Annotated in this window: 20 protein-coding genes; 16 read left to right on the top strand and 4 right to left on the bottom strand. The window is 63.4% G+C overall.

The genetic code is table 11. The annotated features are described in order from the left end of the window. Positions 1-16: 16 nt before the first annotated feature. Positions 17-967 carry a thioredoxin-disulfide reductase gene (trxB, locus tag IPF49_02620; GenBank protein MBK6286541.1) on the bottom strand — a complete coding sequence of 317 codons (951 nt, stop codon included), beginning with the start codon at positions 965-967 and terminating at the stop codon, positions 17-19. A 228-nt stretch (positions 968-1195) separates the two neighbouring features. Here trxB and IPF49_02615 point away from each other — a divergent pair, with 228 nt between their 5' ends. The 7 genes from IPF49_02615 to IPF49_02585 all read left to right on the top strand — a co-directional run bounded on the left by IPF49_02615 (position 1196) and on the right by IPF49_02585 (position 9085). Further along, on the top strand, positions 1196-3538 hold the full coding sequence (locus IPF49_02615; GenBank protein MBK6286540.1) for a DNA translocase FtsK 4TM domain-containing protein: 2343 nt from the start codon (positions 1196-1198) through the stop codon (positions 3536-3538). A gap of 60 nt (positions 3539-3598) precedes the next feature. Next, the gene (lolA, locus tag IPF49_02610) at positions 3599-4180 is read left to right on the top strand and encodes an outer membrane lipoprotein chaperone LolA (protein ID MBK6286539.1); all 582 of its coding nucleotides are present in this window, start codon (positions 3599-3601) and stop codon (positions 4178-4180) included. Next, complete coding sequence (locus IPF49_02605; GenBank protein MBK6286538.1) at positions 4173-5519, top strand: replication-associated recombination protein A; 1347 nt, start codon at positions 4173-4175, stop codon at positions 5517-5519. Before lolA ends, IPF49_02605 begins: the two co-directional genes overlap by 8 nt. Before the next feature lie 24 nt (positions 5520-5543). Further along, a complete protein-coding gene (crcB, locus tag IPF49_02600) occupies positions 5544-5927 on the top strand; it encodes a fluoride efflux transporter CrcB (protein MBK6286537.1) in 384 nt (127 codons plus the stop codon). 10 nt (positions 5928-5937) lie between these two features. Further along, positions 5938-7233: a serine--tRNA ligase gene (serS, locus tag IPF49_02595; protein MBK6286536.1), complete on the top strand. Its 1296-nt coding sequence runs from the start codon at positions 5938-5940 to the stop codon at positions 7231-7233. A gap of 11 nt (positions 7234-7244) precedes the next feature. Beyond that, on the top strand, positions 7245-8651 hold the full coding sequence (gene cobA / locus IPF49_02590) for a uroporphyrinogen-III C-methyltransferase (GenBank protein MBK6286535.1): 1407 nt from the start codon (positions 7245-7247) through the stop codon (positions 8649-8651). Positions 8652-8848: 197 nt separating this feature from the next. Further along, the gene (locus tag IPF49_02585) at positions 8849-9085 is read left to right on the top strand and encodes a hypothetical protein (protein ID MBK6286534.1); all 237 of its coding nucleotides are present in this window, start codon (positions 8849-8851) and stop codon (positions 9083-9085) included. 56 nt (positions 9086-9141) lie between these two features. Here the strand turns inward: IPF49_02585 and IPF49_02580 are convergent, their stop codons facing one another. Next, entirely contained in the window at positions 9142-11259 is a 2118-nt protein-coding gene (locus tag IPF49_02580; GenBank protein MBK6286533.1) for a carboxy terminal-processing peptidase, read from the bottom strand. A gap of 136 nt (positions 11260-11395) precedes the next feature. Here IPF49_02580 and IPF49_02575 point away from each other — a divergent pair, with 136 nt between their 5' ends. From IPF49_02575 to IPF49_02565, 3 genes are read left to right on the top strand one after another with little or no spacing between them, the layout of a single operon-like run. After that, positions 11396-12439, top strand: a complete 1044-nt coding sequence (locus IPF49_02575) for an LLM class F420-dependent oxidoreductase (protein ID MBK6286532.1) — start codon at positions 11396-11398, stop codon at positions 12437-12439. Further along, positions 12439-14088, top strand: coding sequence for a 2,3-bisphosphoglycerate-independent phosphoglycerate mutase (locus IPF49_02570; GenBank protein MBK6286531.1), 1650 nt, complete (start codon positions 12439-12441; stop codon positions 14086-14088). Before IPF49_02575 ends, IPF49_02570 begins: the two co-directional genes overlap by 1 nt. 44 nt (positions 14089-14132) lie before the next feature. Then, positions 14133-15386, top strand: a complete 1254-nt coding sequence (locus tag IPF49_02565) for a sulfotransferase (protein ID MBK6286530.1) — start codon at positions 14133-14135, stop codon at positions 15384-15386. 9 nt (positions 15387-15395) lie between these two features. Here the strand turns inward: IPF49_02565 and IPF49_02560 are convergent, their stop codons facing one another. Together IPF49_02560 and IPF49_02555 are read right to left on the bottom strand one after the other, a co-directional pair. Next, a complete protein-coding gene (locus tag IPF49_02560) occupies positions 15396-16142 on the bottom strand; it encodes an SDR family NAD(P)-dependent oxidoreductase (GenBank protein MBK6286529.1) in 747 nt (248 codons plus the stop codon). Next, a complete protein-coding gene (locus IPF49_02555) occupies positions 16135-18051 on the bottom strand; it encodes a PQQ-binding-like beta-propeller repeat protein (protein MBK6286528.1) in 1917 nt (638 codons plus the stop codon). Before IPF49_02555 ends, IPF49_02560 begins: the two co-directional genes overlap by 8 nt. A gap of 153 nt (positions 18052-18204) precedes the next feature. On the opposite strand from IPF49_02555, the gene IPF49_02550 reads away from it, so the two are divergent. From IPF49_02550 to IPF49_02525, 6 genes are all read left to right on the top strand, one after another. Beyond that, the gene (locus IPF49_02550) at positions 18205-19353 is read left to right on the top strand and encodes a hypothetical protein (GenBank protein ID MBK6286527.1); all 1149 of its coding nucleotides are present in this window, start codon (positions 18205-18207) and stop codon (positions 19351-19353) included. Between the two features lie 107 nt (positions 19354-19460). Then, a complete protein-coding gene (locus IPF49_02545; protein ID MBK6286526.1) occupies positions 19461-19910 on the top strand; it encodes an Rrf2 family transcriptional regulator in 450 nt (149 codons plus the stop codon). Next, positions 19903-21339 (top strand): Fe-S cluster assembly protein SufB, encoded by a 1437-nt coding sequence (gene sufB / locus IPF49_02540; protein ID MBK6286525.1) that lies wholly within the window; start codon positions 19903-19905, stop codon positions 21337-21339. Before IPF49_02545 ends, sufB begins: the two co-directional genes overlap by 8 nt. Before the next feature lie 23 nt (positions 21340-21362). Next, entirely contained in the window at positions 21363-22112 is a 750-nt protein-coding gene (sufC, locus tag IPF49_02535; GenBank protein ID MBK6286524.1) for a Fe-S cluster assembly ATPase SufC, read from the top strand. Continuing rightward, the gene (sufD, locus tag IPF49_02530; GenBank protein MBK6286523.1) at positions 22112-23428 is read left to right on the top strand and encodes a Fe-S cluster assembly protein SufD; all 1317 of its coding nucleotides are present in this window, start codon (positions 22112-22114) and stop codon (positions 23426-23428) included. Before sufC ends, sufD begins: the two co-directional genes overlap by 1 nt. Continuing rightward, positions 23425-24666 (top strand): cysteine desulfurase, encoded by a 1242-nt coding sequence (locus tag IPF49_02525; GenBank protein ID MBK6286522.1) that lies wholly within the window; start codon positions 23425-23427, stop codon positions 24664-24666. The genes sufD and IPF49_02525 overlap by 4 nt, the downstream gene beginning before the upstream one ends. Positions 24667-24673: the final 7 nt, after the last annotated feature.

Genomic DNA, 24673 nt, shown 5'->3' with positions numbered 1-24673 from the left:
CGGGCGGACAGCGTGTCTAGCTGGCGTCGAGATATTTTTCCGCGTCGAGCGCCGCCATGCAGCCGAAGCCAGCCGATGTCACGGCTTGCCGGTACACGTGATCGGCCACGTCGCCCGCCGCGAACACGCCTTCGACGCTGGTTGCCGTGGCATTTCCCTCGAGGCCGCTGCGGGTGCGGATATAACCATTGTGCATCTCGAGTTGCCCGGCAAAGATGGCGGTGTTCGGGGTGTGGCCGATGGCAATGAACACCCCGTGCAGATCGACGTCGCGGGTCGCTCCGTCGCTGGTCGAGCGCACACGCATGCCGGTCACGCCGGACTGGTCACCGAGGATTTCCTCCAGCGTCTGGTTCCACAGCATCTCGACCTTGCCCTCTTTTTCGCGGGCCAGCAGTCGCTGCTGCAGGATTTTTTCCGAGCGCAATGCGTCGCGGCGATGCACTACAAAGACCTTTGCGGCCAGGTTGGACAGGTAGAGCGCTTCCTCGACTGCGGTATTTCCGCCACCGATCACGGCCACCACCTTGTTGCGGTAGAAGAAACCGTCGCAGGTTGCGCAGGCGCTCACGCCGCGTCCCAGGAACTTCTCTTCCGAGGGCAGGCCGAGGTAGCGCGCCGAGGCGCCGGTCGCAATGATCAGGGCATCGCAGGTATAGCTGCCGCCATCGCCCTCCAGACGCAGCGGGCGGGTCGCGAGATCGGTGCTGTTGATATGGTCCGGGATCAGGTTCACCTCGAAGCGCTTGACGTGCTCCTGCATGGCTTCCATGAGTTCCGGACCCTGCAGTTGTGCATGACCCCCGGGCCAGTTTTCGACTTCGGTGGTGGTCATCAACTGACCGCCCTGCTGGATGCCGGTAATCAGCGCCGGCCGCAGGTTGCCGCGTGCGGCATAGACCGCCGCGGTATAGCCGGCGGGCCCCGAGCCCAGAATGATCAGTCGATGATGTGTGGTTTCAGTCATAGGTCCATGCAGTCCATGTAATTGCACCCGATGCACGGGCAATGCGCGGATTAGCGCCTATACTTCCAAGGTGCGCGCCTCCTCGGCGAGGAGGGCTGCAGTGTACCTGCAAAAACCTTGATTTCACAGGAATTTGCCCGTCCCGCGGGCACTCACAGCACGGGAAAGACATTGGCCAGAACACGAGGAGCATCGGCGATTGCCGAACGCACACTGACACCGAACTTCATGCATGGCATTCGTGAGGGACTGATCATCGGGCTGCTGGCATTCGGCGCCTACCTGCTGCTTGCGCTGGGAACCTACAGCGTTGGCGATCCCGGGTGGTCGAGCACCGGCAACGGCGCGGCGATCAGCAATTCCGGCGGAGCTGCCGGCGCGTGGATCGCCGACGTGCTGTTGTCGCTGTTCGGCTACGTTTCCTACCTGCTGCCGCTGATGCTCGGATACCGTGCCTGGGCACAGGTCCGGGTGCGCCAGACACCGCTGGAACTCGATTGGCTGCTGGTGTCCATCCGCGGTGTCGGCTGTGTCCTGGTCGTGATCTCCGGTACCGGGCTGCTGGCCCTGAAGGGCAGCGTCACCACCTTGCTGCCTTTTGGCATCGGCGGGATGCTCGGCGAGACGCTGGCGCAGGTGTGCCCGCGTGCATTCGGATTCGCGGGCAGCCAGTTGCTGCTGATGTCGCTGATGTTGTTTGGCATGACCATATTCACCGATCTGTCGTGGTTGCGCCTGACGGAGCAAACGGGGCGTCTGGCGCTGCTTGCCTGGGAGCGGATACGCCCGGTCGGGGCGCTGCTATGGCAGCGACTGCGGCCCGTGCACGATGGCGAGGACGGCGCGCAGGAGCAGGAACGGGCAGAAAGCGCGCCGCGCAAGCGGCGGCAGCGTCGCGAGCCGCAGATGGAGGACGCCGACGACACGATGTCGATGGTCGATGCCCGCGAGCCGGTTTTACGCCTGCCCGAAATCCGCCTGCCCGAAAAGCGCAGGGAAAGTGGCGAGCGTCTGCTGCGGGAGAAACAGGGCAAATTGTTTGCGCCCTCGGGCGCGACCGAATTGCCACCGCTCGGTCTGCTGGAGATGGCGGACAAAAGCGAGCAGCGGGGATTTTCCGCCGAGGCGCTGGAAAGCATGTCTCGTTTGCTCGAGATCAAGCTGCGCGATTTCGGTGTCGATGCCAAGGTTGTGGCGGTGGATCCCGGCCCGGTGATCACCCGTTTCGAGATCCAGCCGGCAGCAGGCGTAAAGGTCAACCGCATCAGCAACCTGGTCAAGGACCTGGCGCGCTCGCTGGCGGTGATCAGTGTGCGGGTGGTCGAGGTGATTCCGGGAAAATCCGTGGTCGGGATCGAAATACCCAATGAGGACCGCGAGATGGTGATGTTCGGGGACGTGCTGTCCTCGCGCGCTTACGAGGCGTCGAAATCGCCGCTTACGCTGGCCCTCGGCAACGACATTTCCGGCGAGCCCGTGGTGGTCGACCTGGCCCGCATGCCGCACCTGCTGGTGGCGGGCACCACGGGATCGGGCAAATCGGTTGGCGTCAACGCAATGCTGCTCAGCCTGCTGTACAAATCGACCCCGGCCGAGGTTCGCCTGATCATGGTCGATCCGAAGATGCTCGAGTTGTCGGTGTACGAGGGCATTCCGCATCTGCTGACACCGGTGATCACCGACATGAAGGATGCGGCCAACGGCCTGCGCTGGTGCGTCGGCGAGATGGAGCGTCGCTACAAGCTGATGGCCGCCATGGGGGTACGCAACCTGGCGGGCTTCAATCGCAAGGTGATCGATGCCGCCGCCGCGGGCGAGCCGATTGCCGATCCGTTCTGGCAGCCCGATCCGATGGTGTTCATCAGCGAGGAGGAGCAGCTGGCCTCGCCGCCGATGCTCGAAGCGCTGCCCGCCATCGTGGTGGTGATCGACGAATTTGCCGACATGATGATGATCGTCGGCAAGAAGGTCGAGGAATTGATTGCGCGCATCGCGCAGAAAGCGCGTGCCGCGGGTATTCACCTGATCCTCGCCACCCAGCGCCCCTCGGTCGACGTGATCACCGGTCTCATCAAGGCCAATATCCCGACCCGGATCGCGTTCCAGGTTTCCTCCAAGATCGATTCACGCACCATCCTCGACCAGGGCGGCGCCGAGCAACTGCTGGGTCACGGCGACATGCTGTACCTGCCGCCGGGAAGCGGCGTTCCGATACGGGTGCACGGCGCATTTGTCTCCGATGCGGAAGTGCATCGAGTGGTCGCGAACCTGCGTGAAGGCAGCGGTCCGAACTATATCGAGGGTATTCTCGAGGAGAGTTCGGCGGCGGGTATGACCTTGTTGCCGGGCGAGAGCAGCGACAACCCCGAGGAAGATGGGCTTTACGACGAAGCGGTCCGCTTTGTCACCGAGAGTCGCAAGGCGTCGATATCCGCAGTGCAGCGCAAGCTGCGGATCGGCTACAATCGCGCGGCCCGGATGATCGAGGCAATGGAAGCGGCGGGTGTCGTTACTTCGATGAACAGCAATGGAAGCCGCGAAGTGCTGGCGCCGCCGCCGCCCTCTCACTGACCCTTTGCAGGTGCGCTCTTGTCACGTCTTGCCGCTCTCGCAGCGTTGCTTGTCCTTTGCATGCAGGCACCGGCTGACCCTGCTGCTGCCACCCGTCTCGGGGTGCTGCTCCAGGGTATGCGCCAGATCGAGGCCGATTTTCACCAGACCCTGATCGATGAGCACGACGAGGTGTTGCAGGAGAGCAGCGGCAGGGTAGTGCTGCAGCATCCGGGGCGATTCCGCTGGGAAACCCGGGTGCCGTTCGAACAGCTGGTGGTGTCCGACGGCGCCAGCGTCTGGCAGTACGATGACGATCTGCAGCAGGTCGTGATCCGTCCGCTCGATCGGCGCGCCGATCAGGTACCCTCGCTGTTGCTCAGTGGCGAGATCGAGCAGGTGAATCGCCTCTACGAGATTTCCTCGCGCACGGACGACGCGGGTGTCGAGCGCTTCGAATTGCTGCCGCGCGATGCCGGCGGTCCGTTTGCCTCGCTGGCGATACAGTTTCGCGCTGGGGTGCTGGAGCGCCTCGAGATTGCCGATGGCATGGGGCAACGCACCATCGTCTCGTTCGAGAAGGTGCATTCCATCGAAAAAGCCGACGAATCCCTGTTTGTTTTCGTGACGCCACCCGGCGTCGATGAACTGCACGATGAGTGAGCACGATGCGGCGCAGACGCCGTATGTGCCGCTCGCGGCGCGCATGAGGCCGCGCGTACCGGAGCAGTTTTTTGGCCAGGAACATTTATTGGGCGATGACCGGCCGCTCGGCAAGGCAATCCGCTCCGGGGCCGTGCATTCGATGATCCTGTGGGGACCGCCGGGTGTGGGCAAGACCTCGCTGGCGCGGATGATCGCGGAAACGACCGGCGCGCACTTCCAGGCAATCTCCGCGGTGCTCGCGGGCGTGAAGGAAATTCGCGCCGCGATCGAACAGGCCCGAGAGCAGCGCGCCCTGAACGGACGGCGCAGCATCCTGTTTGTCGACGAGGTGCATCGCTTCAACAAGTCCCAGCAGGACGCTTTTTTGCCCTATGTCGAGGACGGCACCGTGATATTCATCGGTGCCACCACCGAGAATCCCTCGTTCGAGCTCAATGGTGCCCTGTTGTCGCGGGCGCGGGTATACCGATTGCGTCCGATGACCGAAGACGCAATCGTGGCGGCGCTGCGGCGTGCGCTGGCAGATGATTCGCAGCTGGCAGCCCGAGGCCTGATTGCCGAAGATCGTCAGCTGGAACGCATTGCACGCGCGGCGGATGGTGATGCGCGCCGCGCCCTCAATCTGCTCGAGATTGCCGCCGATCTGGCCGCTACCGATACCGTGGACGATGCCGTGCTGGTCGAGGTGCTCGGGGGTGATCCGCGACGTTTCGACAAGGGCGGTGATATCTTCTACGACCAGATTTCGGCGCTGCACAAGTCGGTACGCGGGGGCTCGCCCGATGCGTCGCTGTATTGGCTTGCGCGCATGCTCGACGGAGGCTGCGATGCCCTTTATGTTGCGCGGCGGGTAGTGCGTATGGCGACCGAGGATATCGGCAATGCGGATCCGCGCGGCCTGGATATTGCGCTTTCGGCCTGGGATACGCAGCAGCGTCTGGGCAGCCCGGAAGGTGAGCTGGCGATCGCGCAGGCCGTGGCTTACCTGGCTTGCGCGGCAAAGAGCAATGCGGTGTACAAGGCATTTGGCGCGGCCCGCGCGGAAGTCGCGGGCAGCCCCAGCTACGAAGTGCCGATGCATCTGCGCAACGCGCCAACGCGCCTGATGAAGGACATGGATTTCGGTGCCGGCTATCGCTATGCGCACGACGAGCCGGAGGCCTACGCGGCCGGCGAGAGCTATTTCCCGCCGGAGCTCTCCGGTCGGCGCTACTACTACCCGGTCGAGCGCGGACTCGAGAAGTTGATCGGCGACAAGCTCGAACACCTGCGCACGCGTGATGCCCAGAGCAGCCAGCAACGCTATCCGTCGCGGGGAAGCAGGCGTGATGACTGAGGCAAGGAGCTGTGCTTCATGGTGATACGCACGCTGGTGTTCGTGGCGGCAGGGGGAGCGTCCGGCGCCGTGGCCCGCTACCTGTTGTCGAATGCGGTGCATGCGCTGGTGCCGATGCGGTTTCCGCTGGCGACCCTCGGCGTGAACCTGCTCGGTTCATTGCTGATCGGAATTCTCTATGTGCTGATCGCCGAGCGTGGTGTGCTGCACCCGGAGTGGCGCAGCGTGGTGATGGTGGGCTTTCTGGGTGCATTCACCACCTTTTCGACCTTCTCGCTGGAAGCGGTGACCCTGCTCGAGCATGGGCTCGGCGCGCAGGCGCTGGCCTATATCGTGGCGAGTGTGGTGCTGTGTATTGGCGCTGCATGGGCTGCGATATTATTGACGCGGCTGGTATGGACGGTTTGAGGAACAGCGGATGATCGATGTGAAGTGGTTGCGCGGCGACGTGGACGGTATCGCGCGCCAGCTGCAGCGCAAGAAATTCCGGCTCGATGTGGCGCGCTACCATGCGCTCGAGGATCGACGCAAGCATTGCGATATCGAAACCCAGCGTCTGCAGGGCGAGCGCAAGCAGGCCTCGCGGCGCATTGGCGACATGGTTCGCGAAGGCGTACCGGTCGAGGAGGCGAAGGCGCGTGCGGGCAGGGAGCTCGAGGCGGTCAATGCCGCGCTGGACGGTTTGCGGCGTGAGAGCGAGACGGTTCATGCCGAGCTCGATGCCTTTCTCGCGGCCATCCCGAACGTGCCTGCCGACGAGGTGCCGGATGGCGATGCCGAGGAGCACAACGCCGAGGTGCTGAAGTGGGGCGTGCCCCCGCAATTCACGTTTCCGGCGCGTGATCACGTGGATCTGGGCGCGCGCGGCGCGGCCATGGATTTCGATGTTGCGGCAAAACTGAGCGGCTCGCGCTTCGTGGTGATGCGCGGCGCAGTGGCGCGCATGCATCGGGCATTGATCCAGTTCATGCTCGATGTGCATGTGCGTGAGCACGGGTACGAGGAAGTCTACGTACCGTTCATGGTGAATGCCGATTCGTTGTATGGCACCGGGCAGTTGCCGAAATTTGCCGAGGATCTGTTCCGCATCGGCGCCGAGCCCGGTCATTACCTCATTCCGACCGCGGAGGTGCCGGTCACCAATCTCGCGCGCGACACGATCGTCGAGGACGAGGCGCGGTTGCCGCAGCGCATGGTGTGCCACAGTCCCTGTTTCCGCAGTGAAGCGGGCAGTTACGGCCGTGATCAGCGCGGCATGATTCGCCAGCATCAGTTCGAGAAAGTCGAGCTGGTGCAACTGGTGCGGCCGGAGCAGTCGGATGCGGCGCTGGAAGAGCTCACCGCGCATGCCGAATCGATCCTGCAGCGTCTGGGGCTCGCCTACCGCAAGGTGCTGCTGTGCGGTGGGGACATGGGGTTTGCGGCCCGCAAGACGTACGACCTCGAGGTATGGCTGCCCGGACAGCAGAAGTATCGCGAAATTTCCTCGTGCAGCAACATGGGCGATTTTCAGGCGCGGCGCATGCTGGCGCGCTGGCGCAACCCGGCGACCGGCAAGCCGGAACTGCTGCATACATTGAACGGTTCGGGCCTGGCGGTGGGGCGCACGCTGGTGGCACTGCTCGAGAACTACCAGAACGCCGATGGCAGCGTGACCGTCGCCCCGGCGCTGCGACCCTACATGGACGGCGCGCTCACGATCCTTGCTCCATAAGATCGGCCAGCATGGACTACCTGCCGATTTTTCTCGATCTGCGCGGACGTACGGTGCTGATCGTCGGTGGCGGTGCGGTGGCATTGCGCAAGGCAGGCCTGCTCGCCGCGGCCGGTGCGCGCCTGCGGGTAGTCGCGCCGCAGATCCTGCCGGCCCTGGCGCAGCTGGTCAACGATGGCGGGGGTGAATTGATTCGCGCACCGTTTGCTGCGATGCATCTCGATTCGGTGGTGATTGTGGTGTCCGCGGTCGGCGATCGCGGCATCGATCTCGAGGTGCAACGGGCCGCCGCGCAGCTGCGCATTCCTGTCAATGTCGCGGATGTGCCCGAGCTGTGCAGCTTCATCCTGCCGGCAGTCGTGGATCGCTCGCCGGTGATCGCGGCATTCTCTACCGGAGGCAGCGCACCGCTGCTTGCGCGTCGCCTGCGTTTGCGCCTCGAAGCCATGCTGCCGGCCAACTACGGCAAGTTGGCCAGTTACCTTGGCGCACACCGTGCGCTGCTGCGCAGGCGCATTGACGACGTGGCGCTGCGCCTGCGCATCTGGGAGCGGATAATCGATGGTGCGGTGGCCGAGCGGGTACTGGCTGGGGACGAGAACGGTGCCGATCGCCTGCTCGAGCAGGAAATCGGCATGATCGAAGGGCCGTGTCAGGGTGAGGTGTATCTGGTCGGGGCGGGCCCCGGTGATCCGGACCTGCTCAGCCTCCGGGCCCTGCGCCTGATGCAAAAGGCCGATGTAGTGCTGCATGACCGCCTGGTCAGCGCGCCGATTCTCGAGTTGGTGCGCCGCGACGCCGAGCGTGTCTACGTGGGCAAACGCCGCGGTCGACACGCTGTCGCACAGCCCGACATCAACGAGTTGCTGGTGGGCTATGCGCGCATGGGAAAGCGGGTGCTGCGGCTCAAAGGCGGCGATCCATTCATCTTCGGACGCGGCGGCGAAGAGATCGGCCACCTGGCGGAGGCTGGCATTCCTTTCCAGGTCGTGCCTGGCATCACGGCGGCATCGGGGTGTGCGGCCTACGCCGGCATCCCTCTCACCCACCGCGATCATGCCCAGTCGGTGCAGTTTGTAGCCGGTCATCTCCACGAGGGCTCGGTCGATCTCGACTGGAGGCAGTTGGTGGGGCCACGCCAGACGCTGGTGTTCTACATGGGACTGCTGGGCCTGCCCACGATCTGCGCCAGGTTGATCGAACATGGAATGGATCCGGAGACCCCGGTTGCGCTGGTACAGCAGGGTACGATGCCGCAGCAGCGATTGTTGGTGTCCACCTTGCGAGCAATGCCGGAGGTGCTGCGCGGAACGGATATCCACGGACCGACCATCACCATCGTGGGCCAGGTGGTCTCGTTGCATGCGCGGTTGCAGTGGTTTGGGCACGACCAGACTAAAAATGATAAACAACATTAAAATAATATCTCAATATGCTGATTTATAAGTATTTTGATAAATTTTATCAATAGATCTTTGCAACGATACAGCCCTGTGCATTCGGTACTTTCCTAAAGATCGGGCGCGTGGTGCCGAAATCTTGTGTTGTATATCCTTATCAGGGAATGCCGGCAAGCTGCTGCATCGGGCCACCGGCTGTTGGCAGGAGGTCGTCAATGAGCATCGATATCCCGCGCATCCAGCCAGTGGTCACACCTCCCGGCGCGATGGACGAGGAGGAGATCAGAGTGCGTCGTACCGCACCCGAACCGCGTATCCCGGCCGAGTTGCCGCAGCCATCGAAGGAGCGCCGCGGTCTGCTACCGCGGCGTCGTTTCCGCGAACAACGGCCGGAGCCCTTCGAATCACGCGATGGTCATGAGCGCCGTTCGAAGGTCGATACCGACGCCTGAACCAAAGCGCCGGAAGGGTCCCTGCGCCGTGCGGTCGGGTCACGATTCCGTGGTGATCAGTTGCTGGCTGCCACGCGCCGGTTCAGCTGGATTGCGTCGAGCAGGATATTCCCCGACTCCGTGAGCAGGATGTCGTCAGCGGGATCTTTTTGCGCGCTCGTATCGTCCACCAGGGCAGCATCTTCCGATTCATCGGCAGCGTGCTGTTTTTCGAGCTCATCCACCGAAGCCAGCAGTTCGAGGCCCTTCGCCGAACGACGCCGGTTTTCGAGCGCGAGTTCCGCCTCACGCTGGCGCTGGCGTTCCGCCAGGCGGATTTTCTCGCTGAGCGAGACGGTGTTGGCCGCATCGTGTTCCTTGGCCAGCGCAAGTTCACCCTCCAGGTACTGGAAGTCGGGGTCATGTTCGACCCGCGCCTGGTGCCGTTCGCGTAGCGTGCTGATGATCGAGGGTAACTCCTGGTAGTTGCGATGGCGAACCGGTGCAATACGATCCCACGGCAAGGCATTTTCGAGCGCGCTCTCACCGACTTCAGACAGGTTGTAGATGGTTGGCAGTTCGATGTCCGGCACCACTCCGCGATGCTGGGTGCTGTCACCCGAGATCCGGTAGAACTTCGACTCGGTCAGCTTCAGCTGTCCGTGGTTCAAGGTGCTGAGTGATTGCACGGTGCCCTTGCCGAAGGACTGGGTGCCGACTACCAGTCCGCGTTCGTAGTCCTGGATCGCGCCGGCAAAGATCTCCGAAGCCGATGCGCTGAGGCGGTTGATCAGCACCAGCAATGGGCCCGCATAGTAGCTGTCATCGCGAAATTTCTGCTTGCGCTCCACACGTTCGTTGCTGTGGCGGATCTGCACGGTCGGACCCGACTCGATGAACAGCCCGGTAAGCGCATTCGCTTCCTGCAGCGAACCGCCGCCGTTCTCGCGCAGATCGATGATGATGCCGGCGACTTTCTGCTCCTGCAGCTCGCCGAGCAGACGGGCCACATCCCGGGTGGTGCTGCGATAGTTGGGATCGCCGCGCTGCATGGCTTCGAAATCGGCGTAGAACGCCGGAATATCGATGACACCGACCTTCTGCAGCGCCCCGTCGTAATACATATCGAGCACCCGGCTCTGGGCAGCCTGCTCCTCGAGCTTGACCCGTTCGCGCACGATGCTGATCACACGGTGCTCTTCGGCCGCTCCCGTGCCGCGTACGATTTCAAGGCGCACCGTGCTGCCCTTGTCGCCGCGGATCAGGTCGACCACGTCATCGAGGCGCCAGCCGACCACATCGACCAGCTCGTCGGATTCGTCCTGTCCCACCGCCACGATACGATCGGAGGGGCGCAACTCGCCCTGCTTCGCTGCCGGCCCGGCCGGCACCAGGCGCGCAACCTTGGTGAATTCGTCCTCCTGCTGCAGCACCGCGCCGATGCCCTCGAGCGAGAGCCGCATGTTCATGTTGAAGTTTTCCGACGAGCGCGGTGACAGATAGTTGGTGTGCGGATCGAACAACTCGGTGAAGGAGTTCATGTAGAGCTGGAACACGTCTTCGCTGTTGACCTGGCTCATGCGGCGCAGCTGGTCGCGGTAGCGCTTCAGCAGCAACTCCTCGATGTCCGGCATCTTCTTGCCCGCAAGCTTCAGACCCAGCACGCTCGACTTGAGCTGCTTGCGCCATATCTCGTCCGCTGCCGCGGCATCGGCCGGCCAATCGAGCTTCTCCCGGTCGATGATCAGGACTTCATCGGCAGTGAAATCCATCGCCTCGATCATCGAGTGCAGGTTGGCGGTCACGGCTTCGAGGCGCGTTTGGAGGCGGCTGCGGTAGCGTTCATATATGGCGAAGCCGGCGCTGAGATCTCCGCTGAGCAGCTGATCATCGAGTCCGGTGCGCAGGGTATTGAATTCTTCTATATCCGCCCGCAGCAGCACGCTGCGGGCGGGATCGAGATTATGCAGGTAGTTCTCGAGCAGGCGCTCGGAGAGCTTGTCGTCGATCGGCACGCGCGCATAGTGATGGCGTCCGAGCCGCTCGATGATGTCGAGCGTGGTGAGACTCTGGATGCGATCGTAGCCGAGGGGCTGGGGGTCGCTGCGGGCGCCGGCAACAGGCGGCACCAACAGCAACGCGACCAGGGCCGCGCGCGCCACGAAGGCCAGGGAAAAGCGGGATAGATGAGGCATGTTCAAGGGCGTTTGCTGCCGACTACGATGACATTGCCGACAATATTACTGATAATCCTCCGGCATTTCACGAACCGGATACCGAAATCCGGTGTGAATTCTCAATGCATTGAACAACTGGCGGGGAAGCGGGCATATGCGTATCGGGCTCAATATCGGATACAGCGGCAAAAAAGCGGTAGCGCCTGTGGAACTGATACGGCAGGCGGAGGCGGTTGGATTTGATTCGGTCTGGGTTGCGGAAGCCTACGGTTCCGACGCGGTATCCATTGCATCGTGGGTGTTGGCACAGACCACACGTATCCGCGTGGGCACTGCCATCATGCAGATGCCGGCACGCACCCCCGCGAATGCGGCGATGACCGCGATGACCCTGGCGCACCTGTCCGGCAACCGCTTCCTGATCGGGCTCGGCGCATCGGGGCCACAGGTCGTCGAGGGCTGGCACGGAGTGGCCTACGGCAAGCCGGTTACCCGCATGCGTGAATACATCCGGATCATGAAGCTGATCATGGAGCGCAAGGGGCCGGTGGAGTTCGATGGCGAGGTCTATCAACTGCCGTTTCGCGGCGTGGGTGCCTCCGGGCTGGGCAAGCCGCTCAAATCGATACTGGAAGCGACCCCCGGCATACCGGTTTATTGTGCGAGCTTTACCCCGGCCGGTCTTGCGGCGGCCGCGGAGGTGGCCGACGGCGTATTTCCGATCTGGATATCGCCGCAGAAGACCGATCTGATCGAGCAGCATCTGGCGGCGGGCTTTGACAGGCGCCAGGATGACCGTACCCGGGCAGATTTTGACGTGGCTCCCACCCTGAGCGTGGTGGTCGGCGATGATCTCGATGCCTGCCGTTTGCCGGTCAAGATGATGATGGCACTCTATATCGGCGGGATGGGAGCGCGCGACAAGAACTTCTACAACCGCTATACGCGAGAAATGGGCTACGAAGCCGCAGCGATCGAAATCCAGGACCTGTTCCTGTCCGGGCGCAAGGAGGAGGCGGTGCAGGCGGTTCCCGATGCGCTGGTCGACGAGGTCGCGCTGATAGGCCCGCTGGGGCGTATCCGGGAGCGGGCCAGCGAATGGCGTCGCCTGGGTGCCGAGGGCAAGGTGGGTACGCTGATACTCGGCATGCAGCAGCAGGAGCATCTGGGTGCAATTGCCGAGATCCTGCTTGGATGATGCTGCATAGATCAAACAGGCTGGCGGGGATCACCGGACCGGTAGTCACGGTTGTGCTCGATGGGGTGGGGCAGCGCAGCGCACACCTGGGCAACGCGGTGGCCAATGCCTGCACGCCGACGTTCGATCGGCTGTTCGCGCGTTATCCGCATATCCTGCTCAAGGCTCATGGCCTTGCCGTGGGAATGCCGGGCGATGACGATATGGGGAACTCCGAGGTGGGTCACAACGCACTCGGCTCGGGGCAGGTCTACAGTCAGGGCGCCTCACTGGTCAAGGAGGCGATTGCCAGCGGCAGCCTGTTCAGCGGCTCCGCGTGGAAGGAGATAGCCACCAATGCCGCGCGTGAGGGTGCCACGCTGCATTTCATCGGCCTGTTTTCCGACGGCAATGTGCATGCTCATATCGACCACCTGAAAGCGATGATCGTCGCGGCCCGCGAGCACCCGGTGCGGCGCGTGCGTATCCATGCGCTGCTCGACGGGCGTGACGTGCCGGAGACTTCCGCGCTCGATTACCTGTTGCCGTTCGAGCGCTTTCTGGCGGAGCTGAACACGGCCGAATTCGATGCGCGTATCGCCAGCGGTGGCGGACGCATGCAGATCACGATGGACCGCTACGAGGCAGACTGGGGCATGGTGGCTCGCGGCTGGGCCACGCATGTGCACGGCGAGGCACGGCAGTTCCCCGCTGCCGAGGCTGCGATCCGCCAGTTGCGCGCCGAGCATCCGCGGGTCAGCGACCAGGACCTTCCCGCTTTCGTGATCGCCGACCAGGGGCAGCCCGTCGGCTGTATCCATGATGGCGATTCGGTGGTGCTGTTCAATTTTCGTGGCGACCGGGCGATCGAGATCTCGCGCGCGTTCGAAGAGCCGGATTTTGCCGCCTTCGAACGCCAACCCCTGCCGCGAGTCGTGTACGCGGGAATGCTCCAGTACGACGGCGACCTGCAGATTCCGCGGCGCTTTCTGGTCGCGCCGCCGGCGATACGTGACACCATGGGCGAGTATCTGGCGGGCAGCGGCATCAGCCAGCTGGCGATTTCGGAAACCCAGAAATTCGGTCACGTGACCTATTTCTGGAATGGCAACCGGAGCGCGCGTTTCGATGAGCGGCTCGAGAGCTGGATCGAAATCCCCTCGGACCGGGTACCGTTCGAACAGCGTCCGTGGATGAAAGCCGCGGAGATCACCGATACCCTGATCGCGGAACTGCGCAGCGGAAAACACCGCACGGCAAGGGTCAATTACGCCAACGGTGACATGGTCGGCCATACCGGGCATTACCAGGCCGCGATCATCGCGATCGAGACCCTTGACCTGGCCTTGTCGCGGCTGTTGCCCGCGATCGACGCGCTGGGCGGTGTTGCGCTGATCACCGCCGATCATGGCAATGCCGAAGAAATGTACGAGATTGATCCGCGCAGCGGCCAACCGCTGCAGGCCGAGGACGGCAGGATTCGCGCCAAGACCAGCCATACGCTCAATGCCGTGCCATTGCTGCTCTATGACAACCAGAGTGGCGGCCGTCTCGGCCTGCGCGCCGATCCCGATGCGGGCCTGGCCAATGTCGCTGCCACCAGCGTGGAACTGCTGGGTTTCGAGGCGCCACCGATGTGGCGGCTGAGCCTGCTCGAGGTGGTGGGCTGAATTTCCTCTCCGGATCAACACATAGACGCGCGCAGGGACAGGACATGGGAAGCACGATTCATCTGGATGACCTGGCCGCGCCGCGCTTCAGTGAAGCGGTGCGCGAGATGCTGCAGGGCGTGGCTTCGATACCGGTCGATCTCAGCGAAGCGGCGGTGCTTGCGGCGGCGCGTGCGCAGACGGGCCTCGAGGATTTCGGAGCCGGGGATTTTCGCGAGCGGCTCGGCCTCATTGTGCAGAGCATGCACGAGGATACCGATCTCAGTGCGCTCGGGAAGCTGACAAATTTCAGCATGCTGGTCCGGTTTGCGGCCAACCGCCTGCGGCTGGAGGATCTGATCCGTCGTCATCCCGAGATTCTCGAGATCGAGATTCGCCGGCCGATCATCGTTGCCGGCCTGGCGCGTAGCGGCACCACGCACCTGCTGAACCTGCTGTCGAACGACACCGGGCTGCGTTCGCTGCCCTACTGGGAAGCGCTGGAGCCGATACCGGTTCCGGGCGAGACGCCGGACGCGCATGGCGAGGATCCGCGTCTGCTGCGCTGCCGCCAGGGCATCGAGATGCAGGACCAGGTGATGCCGCTGTTCAAGCTGATGTTCAACCTCCAGGCCGAGCGCACCCACGAGGAGATCGAGCTGCTGGCGATCGATTTCTCCACCATGTTCATCGAGAATCTCGGGCTGTTGCCGCGTTGGCGTGACCATTACCTCGCGCACGATCAGACCCCGCACTACGAGTATCTGAAAAAAGTGCTGCAGGCGCTGCAATGGTTGCGCGGGCCCGAACGCTGGCTGTTGAAGACGCCACAGCATCTCGAGCAGTTTGGTCCGCTGATGAAGGTGTTTCCGGATGCCACGGTGGTGATTACCCATCGCGATCCGGTAGCCACGGTGGCCTCGATGACGACGCTGGTCAGCTATGCCGCGCGCATGAGCAGGGAGCCGGTGCGCCCGCGCGATATCGGGCATTACTGGGCGGACCGGATCGAGCAGATGTTGCGTGCCTGCGTGCGTGACCGCGAGTTGTTGCCCGCCGCGCACTCGATCGATGTGCGCTTTCACGAGTTCAACGCCGATGACCTGGGCACCGTGCAACGCATCTACGATCTGGCCGGACAGCCATTGACCGCAGCGCTGCGTTCCGGGATGCAGCAGTTCATCCGCGAAAACCCGCGCGGCAAGGAAGGCAAGATCGCCTACGACCTGGCCGTGCTTGGTCTCGACGAAGCCGAGTTGCGCCAGAGGCTGCGCTTCTACAGCGAACGATTCGCCACCCTCGACGAGCGGATTGGCTGAGCCGCGCCGCTATTTCCTTGCGGGAATGGCCAGCAGCCGTGCGGGCAGTATCTGCATCAGTCGCCCCAGCAGCCGCCAGGGCAGGGCGGGCACGGTCGCGTAAGTCACGCCGCGCTCGATCCTGTCGGCCATGAGGCGCGCGCCTTGTTCCACGTCGATCACGAACGGGCGCGATGCGGCGCCGCGATTCATCGGTGTGTCGATATAACCGGGCGCGATTTCGGTGACGGTAATCGGCTCGTGATAGCTCTCGAGCCGCAATGCCTGCAGGTAGCGGTGCAGTCCTTCCTTGGCCGCGCTGTAGGCCCCGAATCGCGGCAGACCGCGATAGCGTGCCACCGAGGTGATGCCGACTACCTGCCCGTGGCCGCGGGCGCGAAAATGACGCACCGCGGCATCGACCGTGGCACAGGCCCCGGACAAATCCACCTCGATGGTCTCCAGCAACTGTTCCAGCGTGCCTTCACCAATCCTGCAGGTATGCGCGACTCCGGAATTGGCGACCACGATATCCAGTCCGTCGAGTTCCTCGGCACAGGCCTGCAGTGCCGGTTCGATCGCCGCCGCCTCGCGCACGTCGAGCGCCCGGACGCAGACCTGCGGCGCGCCGAGCATGAGCAACTCACCGCGCAGTTCCTCGAGTTTCTCGAACCGGCGCGCCAGCAGCGCCAGGCGATAGCCGCGGCGCGCCATTTCCCGCGCAAGCGCTTCGCCGATGCCGCTCGAGGCGCCGGTTATCAAAATGGATTTATTCATCGGTTGGCTTCTTCCGCGGTGGCAGTGCATAGGCGAGCAGCATATTGCCCGGCATCTGCCCGAACATGCTGTAACCCGACACGATGTACAGGTGATCGCCCTGGATCACGGCGCTGGTTACGTCTATCGCGCCTCCGTGGCCGTCGATACCGTTGCTGGCGGTGAAAGCGCGCGCGGTCTCGAACACCCGCAACTCGCGACCGTCGTCGGCCGCCAAGGCGCGCAGCTTGCCGTCGAGGGCGCCCGCATAGACCACGCCGTTGGCCAGCACCGCGGCCGCCGAATGCGCGTAGAAATAGGAGCAATCGGGCCATCGATCGCGCGGATTTGCATCGCTCTGGCGCATCTCGGCGAGACCCGCGGACGGTGCGTCGGCCGGATCGAAGTCGCAGCCACGCGTGACCGGATGTTCCCAGAGCAGGCTGCCATCGGCGATGCGTACGGCATAGATACCGGGGCGTGGAGTGTAGCCGGGCAACTTCCAGTCGGGATCCGACACCGGTGCAAAGACCGTCCCGGCATCGCTCGCCATGCCCCAATGGATACCGCTGTTGCCGCCGTTCGCGGTGCCCTGGCTGAGACGCTTGCGCCACAGCAGCGCGCCGCGCCGATCGGGGTCGAGCGCGAACAATTCGCCTGATTTCTGCCCGACCAGCAGTCGGTCGCGGCCGTTGCTGTCGGTGCTGAGGATCACCGAAGCGCCGATGTCCCAGTCGGGACCGGGATTTTCCGGGCAATTGGGCCCGTTCAACTGACACGCGCCGTTCCAGACATCGCCCGCCAGTGCCTGGAAATGCCAGCGTTCCTCGCCGCTCGCGATATCGATGGCAATGACCGCATCGCTGGTGGTGGTTTGCGGCTGGGACAGGTTCTCGCCGGTGCCGATATACACCAGGCCGCGGCGCGCATCCACGGTTGGGGTGCTCCAGACCGAGGCCCCCGAGGGACCCCACATCTGCACCCCTGCGCTGTTGAGCTTCGTTTTGGCCGCCTGCGCGGTGGTGTGATAGGTCCACAGCGTTTTACCCGTCAGGGCATCGAGTGCCAGCAGCAGGCCATGCGAGCGGCAACAGGGGTAGGTAGGCATGCCCGCGACCGCGACCTCGAACGAGGACAGCGGTACCAATAACCGGTCTTCATGAAACGTGAGGGAGCCACTGACCACCGAAGTCTGGAAAATTCGCACCGGGGTTTTCCAGCGCAAGGTGCCGTTTTCCGCCGCCACCGCATACACGGTTCCCAGGTCGTCGGCGAAAAACAGGGTTGCAACGCCATCGGAGGTCGCCGCGAGATTGAGCGACGAACGAATCGCGCCGAGGGTGCGGAACTGCCAGAAGACGCAGCCGCTACGCTGGTCGAGTGCCAGCAGATTGCCGTTTTGGGTGCCGAGGAACAGGGCATTGCCGGCCGCGACTGGCTGCGAGCGCATATCGGTGACCTGCGGAATCGCCAGCGACCAGGCGAGTTCGAGATCGCCGATATTGTCCGCGTCGATCGCGACGCCGTGTTCGATGTGCCGGGTGTTACGCACACCGAAACCCCAGTTGCGGTGGCCGTCGACCGGGATCGGGCCGATCCTGTTGCTGCAGGCATTGGCGCCGATCCAGTTGTCACGCTCGGCGTCATCGGCTACTGCAATCCATTGTGCGATAGCCTGGCGTTCGCTCGGGTCCAGCTGCGCTGCCTGTGGTTGCATCTTGCCGAATTCCAGCGCCGACAGCAGCCGCGACAGGGGCATCTGCTGCAGCGTGGCAAGCGGCGGGGCCTTGGTTTCGGGGTGTGCGTGGCAACTCGCGCAATGCGTGTCGAACAGTGCCTGTGGATCGCTTGCGGCGATACCGGGCGCGGCGCAGAGCAGCAGGGCGCCGAGCGCCGGAACCAGGCGGGCGAGGTTGACGAATACATGCATGACAGGCTCCTGCCCGCGGAATCCGGCGTTGATTGTGGCTGCGCCGGGCGCGGGGGGCAAGCATACGGCGGACCCGGATGACAGGGCCGTCATACCCGATCCGGGCCCGATCGATTATGCTTCCGTTCTGTTCCACCCGAGGTATCGCGATCCATGAGTAAAGGCAGTATCGGACCGTTGCTCGATGCGGACGAGTTTTTCAACCATCAGATTGTCGATACTTTCGCTACGGTCCAGCAAAGTGATTACTCCTGGACGGAAAAAGTCTGCGGCATGGCAGCAGCGCGCGACGGCTCGCTGCAGATCGCGTTCGGCTTTGGCAAATACACCAATCGCAATATCGTGGATGCCTATGGCGGCGTGAGCCGGGGGCTGGAACAGTGGACGGTACGGGCCAGCCGCGCGCTGGCATCGGAGCCGAACAGCGTGGGTGCCGGGCCCTTGCGCTACGAAGTGATCGAGCCGCTCAGGCGGGTGCGGGTCACGCTGGAAGCCAACGAGACCCAGCCGATCGCCTTCGACCTGGTACTTGAGGGAATCGTGCCGTGCATGCTCGAGGATCGCGAGGATCGCCGAACCTTGCACGGCTATCGTCATACCGCGAACCAGATCCGCTATCACCAGACCGGCACCGCGCGCGGCTGGGTGGAAGTCGCTGGGCAGCGCACCGAGGTCGGTCCCGACAGCTGGATCATGACCCGCGATCACAGCTGGGGGATCCGCCCCGATGTCGGGGTGCGTATCCCCGATCTCGCGCCTGACCCGATGGACGGCAGGGCGCCTGCTGCGCTGGCAATCTGGAATCCCTTGTACTTCAAGCGCCCGGATGGTTCGAGTTACGCATTTCATCAATACTACCTGAGTTACAGCGGCCCGGGATTCCGTCATGAGCGGGTGCAGGGTGGCTACGAGTATGCCGACGGGCGCCGTGAACCGCTGTCATCGCTAAGGCCGCGGCTGCAATTCGATCCGGCCAACCGGCGCCTGCTGCGCGGTGAATTTCTAGTACGCATGGCCGACGGCAGCGATCGCCTGCTGAGCGCCGAGGCAATTTCGGATACCGGGTTTCACCTCGGTGCCGGCCTTTACCATGGATTCGATGGCAAACATCATGGATCCTGGCTCGGAGACCTGCATGTCGAGGGCGAATACTTCAGTGATTGCTCGACGCCGGAAAGCGTTGCCCGTCTCAACCAGTTCCGTGACTGCCTGATCCGGGTCCATGACCATCACAGCGGCGCGACCGGCTGGGGTAACTGTCAGACCTATGTTCTGGGAGAGTTGCCGACGTCCGAAGACTGAAGATGGGCTTTAACCTACTAAAACGGTCAATTTAATAGTTGACTGAATAGGTTGGTTATTGGATACTGGCCACGGTACTTTCAGGCTTCCGAATCGATGAGGTATCCGTGCAACTGACCACGCGTGGCCGTTATGCGGTCACTGCCATGCTGGATCTCGCGCTGCGCGAAGATTGCGCGCCGATACGGCTCGCGGACATTGCCCAGCGCCAGGGAATCTCGCTGTCCTACCTGGAGCAGCTGTTTGCGCAACTGCGCCGTAGCGGCCTGGTGCTAAGCGTGCGTGGCCCCGGTGGCGGATACCGGCTGGCGCGAAAACACCACCTGCTCAGCGTGAGCGACATCATCGACTCGGTCAACGAGAGGATCGATGCCACGCGCTGCGACGGGCGTGGCGACTGCCAGCAGGGATCGACCTGCCTGACACACCACCTGTGGGTGGAATTGAGCGAAAACCTGCATGATTTCCTGCGCGGTATCACGATTGCCGACCTGATACGCGACAATGCGGCGGGCCAGGACCGTGGCGCGACCGAACTGGATGTATCCGATGACTGAACATATTGATGCCTTGATCGCCAGGGACTACCAGGCCGGATTTGTCACCGACATCGTGTCCGACACGCTGCCTCCTGGCCTCAACGAGGAGGTGGTGCAGTTTATCTCGGCGCGCAAGGGTGAGCCCGAATGGTTGCTCGAGTGGCGGCTGAAGGCCTACCGCGCCTGGGTCGGGATGAATGCACCCGGCTGGGCTCACGTCGATTTCCCGCCGGTGGATTTCGCTACCGTTTCGTATTATTCGGCGCCGCGCAATATGGCCGATGGCCCGAAAAGCCTGGCCGAAGTCGATCCGGAATTGCTGCGTACCTACGAGAAGCTCGGTATTCCGCTCCACGAGCAGGGCATCCTCGCGGGTGTGGCGGTCGATGCGGTCTTCGATTCGGTATCCGTGGTGACCACCTTCAGGGAAAAGCTGCTTGAAGCAGGCGTGATTTTCTGTCCGATTTCCGAGGCGGTGCACTCGCATCCGGAGCTGGTGAAAAAATACCTGGGCAGCGTGGTGCCGCAGCGTGACAATTTTTACGCGGCGCTCAACTCGGCGGTGTTCAGCGATGGCTCCTTCGTCTACATTCCGCAGGGCGTTCGCTGTCCGATGGAATTGTCGACCTATTTCCGGATCAACGAGGCCAAGACCGGGCAGTTCGAGCGCACCCTCATCATTGCCGACGAGGGCAGCCACGTCAGCTACCTCGAGGGCTGTACCGCGCCGATGCGCGATGAAAACCAGCTGCACGCCGCGGTGGTGGAACTGATCGCGTTGCCTGGTGCACGGATCAAGTATTCGACGGTGCAGAACTGGTACCCGGGCGACAAGGACGGCAAGGGTGGCATCTACAATTTCGTGACCAAGCGTGGCCTGTGTCACCGTGATGCGCGGATCTCCTGGACCCAGGTCGAAACCGGTTCCGCGATCACCTGGAAATACCCGTCGGTGATCCTGCGCGGCGACAATTCGGTGGGCGAGTTCTACTCGGTGGCGCTCACCAACAACCGCCAGCAGGCGGACACCGGCACCAAGATGATCCACCTGGGCCGCAACACCCGTTCCACGATCGTGTCGAAGGGAATTTCCGCCGGCCGCTCGAGCAATGCCTATCGCGGGCTGGTGCGGATGAATCCGGGCGCCGAGGGCGCCCGTAACTACACCCAGTGCGATTCACTGCTGATCGGCGATCGCTGTGCGGCGCATACCTTTCCGTATATCGAGAGTCGCAATGCCTCGGCGGTCGTCGAACACGAGGCCACGACCTCGCGGGTCAGCGACGATCAGCTGTTCCTGTGCCGCCAGCGCGGTCTCGACGCGGAGAAAGCGGTATCCATGATCGTCAACGGGTTCTGCCGCGAGGTATTCAAGGAATTGCCGATGGAATTCGCGGTGGAAGCGGGCAAGTTGCTCGAAGTGAGCCTCGAGGGATCCGTCGGCTGAGTTTGTCAAAGAAGGGTTTGGGAATGTTGTCAGTTTCAGGTCTGAGTGCGCGTATCGGCGACAAGCAGATACTCGCGGGAATCGATCTCGAGGTGCGCCCCGGCGAGGTGCACGCGATCATGGGGCCGAATGGCTCGGGCAAGAGCACACTGGGCTACGTGCTGTCCGGACGGGAAGGGTACGAGGTCACTGGTGGCAGCGTGTCGTTCCACGGCAAGGATCTGCTGGCAATGGCGACCGAGCAGCGGGCACGCGAAGGATTGTTCCTCGCATTCCAGTACCCGGTGGAAATTCCCGGCGTGAGCAATATGGAGTTCCTCAAGGCATCGGTCGATGCGGTGCGCGCGCACCGCGGCCAGGAAGCGCTCGATGCGGTGCGCTTCATGAAACTGGCGCGCGAGAAGTGCAGCGCGATCAGCCTGCGTCCGGATTTTCTCAAGCGCGGCGTGAACGAAGGTTTTTCCGGCGGCGAGAAAAAGCGCAACGAAATTCTGCAACTCATGCTGCTCGAGCCCACGCTGGCAATTCTCGACGAGACCGATTCGGGGCTCGATATCGACGCGCTGCAGGTCGTGGCGGAGGGAGTCAATGGCATGCGCTCGGCAGGCCGTTCGTTCGTGATAGTCACGCATTACCAGCGCCTGCTGAACTACATCGTGCCGGATCATGTGCACGTGCTGGCCCACGGACGGATCGTGAAATCCGGCGGCAAGGAACTGGCGCTGGAACTCGAGGACAAGGGCTATGCCTGGATCGAGCAAGAGGTTGCCTGATGGGTGTATTTGATCAACAGGTGGCGGCGCAACTGTTCGACGCCGCCGCAACGCTTCCCTGGCTGCAGGCGCAGCGCGGCGCGGCGCGTGCCGCGTGGCTGGGTGGCAAGATGCCGACCCGCAAGACCGAAGCCTGGAAGTACACCACGCTCGACGCGCTGGCCGAACTGGATTATCTGCCGGCCTTGCCGACGGGCTCCCCGGACATCGGCCAGACCGGCGCGCTCATCGACGGGCTCGAAGCGGACCGGCTGGTGTTCGTCGACGGACGTTACGAGCCGGCGCTCTCGAGCCTGCGCGCGCAACCGGGAGTCACCGTGGTGCGCTTTGCCGCGGCCGATGAGGCGCAACGCGCGCTGATTGCCAGCCGCTTCGCAACACTCGCCCACGGCGGAGACAATCCGTTTATCGCTCTCAACGGCTGCTGGACCACCGATGGTGTGCGGTTGCACGTGGCGGCGGGTGTAAAGGCCGAGCGACCCCTGTGCGTGGTGCATCTCGGAGTCGCCGACAGCCGCCCCGTGGCTGCGGCGCAACGCACCCTGGTGGTGCTCGAGGAACAGGCACAGGCACAATTGATCGAGTATTTCCCATCGGTCACCGGGTGCCAGAATTCGCTGCTGACCGGCGCCACCGAGATCGCGCTTGCGGCCTCGGCCCAACTCGAGCATTGCCGCCTGCACCTCGAGGAGGAGCATGCGATCCATATCGGCGGGGTATACGTCGACCTCGGGCGCACGGCGCGCTACCAGGGCTTTGTGATGGGGCTGGGCGGGCGCCTGAAGCGCCTCGACCTGCGCATCCGGCATCGCGGGCAGGGCAGCGAGTGCCATACCAACGGGATCTATCTCGCGCGCCATGCCCAGCATTTCGATCTGCACAGTACCGTGGAGCACGAGTCCACCCACGGCACCACCGCGCAGGTGTTTCGCGGCATCATCGACGATGCCGCGCGAGCGGTGTTCAACGGGCGCATCCACATTCACCCGCAGGCGCAGAAGACCTGCGCGGATCTCAGCAACCGCAACCTGTTGCTCAGCAACGAGGCCGAGATCGACACCAAGCCGGAACTCGAGATCTACGCCGACGATGTGCGTTGCTCGCACGGGGCAACGGTCAGCCGGATCGACGAGAAAAGCCTGTATTACCTGCAGACGCGCGGCATCGCGCGGGCCGAGGCGGAACGGCTTCTCGGGTTCGGCTTTGTCAATGAATTGCTGAACCCGGTGACGAACACAGCGCTGCAGGAATTGTTGCGTCGCGTGGTACGCGGCTGGTTTGGCCGTTCCGCCGACCCGCTGGGACAGTTGCCATGAATCGCGCGGTACTCAAGACGGCAGGTTTCGACGTACAGGCACTGCGCCGGGATTTTCCGATCCTGCATCAGCAGATCAACGGTCAGCCGCTGGTGTATCTCGACAACGCGGCGACCACCCACAAGCCGGTCGCGGTGATCGATGCGCTCGCCGATTATTACCGCACCATCAACTCCAACGTACACCGCGGGGCACATTCCCTGAGCGATCGCTCGACCAGCGCGTTCGAGCAGGCACGCGACAGGGTCGCCCGCTTCATCAACTCCCCCGCGCGCGAGCAGTTGATCTGGACCCGTGGTACCACCGAGAGCATCAACCTGGTGGCGGCGTGTTTTGCCCGCCCGCGGCTGCGCGCCGGTGACCGGATCCTGGTCTCCGGCATGGCGCATCACTCCAACATCGTGCCGTGGCAGATCGTTGCCGCGCAGTGTGGCGCAACCGTGGTGCCGATCCCGGTCACCGCGGAGGCCGAGCTCGATTTCGATGCCTTGCGCACCCTGCTCGATGCGCGCACGCGCATCGTAGCGCTCGAACATGTGTCGAATGCGCTCGGCACCGTGCATCCGGTGGCCGAGATCATCCGCCTGGCACATGCGGCGGGTGCGCAGGTGCTGCTCGACGGTGCCCAGGCGGTGGCGCATATGCCGGTCGATGTGCAGGCGCTCGATGCGGATTTCTATGCCTTTTCGGGTCACAAGATGTTCGGCCCGACCGGGATCGGTGCGCTCTACGGCAAGCGCGAGTGGCTGGAATCGATGCCTCCGTACCAGAGCGGCGGCGAGATGATCGAGACCGTATCGTTCAGCGGTACGCGCTATGCGCGCCTGCCTTATCGCTTCGAGGCGGGTACGCCGCATATCGCCGGTGCCGTCGGTCTGGGCGCGGCCGTAAGCTATCTCGAGGGGCTCGACCGCGTCGCGCTCGCCACCCACGAAGGCGCTCTGCTGGCGCTGGCGCTGGAACTGGCGAACGATTTTCCGGGCTTCAGGCTGATCGGTCGCTCTGCCAGCAAGATCGGCGTGCTGAGTTTTCTGCTCGAGGGTGCGCACCCGCACGATGTGGGCACGTTGCTCGATCAGCAGGGCGTGGCGGTGCGCACGGGACACCATTGCGCACAGCCGGTGATGGAGCATTTCGCGATTCCCGGCACCATCCGCGCCTCGTTCAGCATCTACAACACGCTCGACGAGGTCGAGCGCCTGTTCGCCGCATTGCACAAGGTTCGCAGTTTCCTGTGAGGGACGC

This window comes from Gammaproteobacteria bacterium, from assembly GCA_016705365.1.
In the GTDB taxonomy this organism is placed as follows: domain Bacteria; phylum Pseudomonadota; class Gammaproteobacteria; order Pseudomonadales; family UBA5518; genus UBA5518.
This window is presented reverse-complemented; position numbering and strand designations above follow the sequence as displayed.

Excerpts from the sequence above, each read along its gene's own strand:
- trxB (MBK6286541.1), bottom strand. The coding sequence starts at position 967 with ATGACTGAAACCACACATCATCGACTGATCATTCTGGGCTCGGGGCCC.
- IPF49_02615 (MBK6286540.1), top strand. The coding sequence starts at position 1,196 with ATGCATGGCATTCGTGAGGGACTGATCATCGGGCTGCTGGCATTCGGC.
- lolA (MBK6286539.1), top strand. The coding sequence starts at position 3,599 with ATGCAGGCACCGGCTGACCCTGCTGCTGCCACCCGTCTCGGGGTGCTG.
- IPF49_02605 (MBK6286538.1), top strand. The coding sequence starts at position 4,173 with ATGAGTGAGCACGATGCGGCGCAGACGCCGTATGTGCCGCTCGCGGCG.
- serS (MBK6286536.1), top strand. The coding sequence starts at position 5,938 with ATGATCGATGTGAAGTGGTTGCGCGGCGACGTGGACGGTATCGCGCGC.
- cobA (MBK6286535.1), top strand. The coding sequence starts at position 7,245 with ATGGACTACCTGCCGATTTTTCTCGATCTGCGCGGACGTACGGTGCTG.
- IPF49_02585 (MBK6286534.1), top strand. The coding sequence starts at position 8,849 with ATGAGCATCGATATCCCGCGCATCCAGCCAGTGGTCACACCTCCCGGC.
- IPF49_02580 (MBK6286533.1), bottom strand. The coding sequence starts at position 11,259 with ATGCCTCATCTATCCCGCTTTTCCCTGGCCTTCGTGGCGCGCGCGGCC.
- IPF49_02575 (MBK6286532.1), top strand. The coding sequence starts at position 11,396 with ATGCGTATCGGGCTCAATATCGGATACAGCGGCAAAAAAGCGGTAGCG.
- IPF49_02570 (MBK6286531.1), top strand. The coding sequence starts at position 12,439 with ATGCTGCATAGATCAAACAGGCTGGCGGGGATCACCGGACCGGTAGTC.
- IPF49_02565 (MBK6286530.1), top strand. The coding sequence starts at position 14,133 with ATGGGAAGCACGATTCATCTGGATGACCTGGCCGCGCCGCGCTTCAGT.
- IPF49_02560 (MBK6286529.1), bottom strand. The coding sequence starts at position 16,142 with ATGAATAAATCCATTTTGATAACCGGCGCCTCGAGCGGCATCGGCGAA.
- IPF49_02555 (MBK6286528.1), bottom strand. The coding sequence starts at position 18,051 with ATGCATGTATTCGTCAACCTCGCCCGCCTGGTTCCGGCGCTCGGCGCC.
- IPF49_02550 (MBK6286527.1), top strand. The coding sequence starts at position 18,205 with ATGAGTAAAGGCAGTATCGGACCGTTGCTCGATGCGGACGAGTTTTTC.
- sufB (MBK6286525.1), top strand. The coding sequence starts at position 19,903 with ATGACTGAACATATTGATGCCTTGATCGCCAGGGACTACCAGGCCGGA.
- sufC (MBK6286524.1), top strand. The coding sequence starts at position 21,363 with ATGTTGTCAGTTTCAGGTCTGAGTGCGCGTATCGGCGACAAGCAGATA.
- sufD (MBK6286523.1), top strand. The coding sequence starts at position 22,112 with ATGGGTGTATTTGATCAACAGGTGGCGGCGCAACTGTTCGACGCCGCC.
- IPF49_02525 (MBK6286522.1), top strand. The coding sequence starts at position 23,425 with ATGAATCGCGCGGTACTCAAGACGGCAGGTTTCGACGTACAGGCACTG.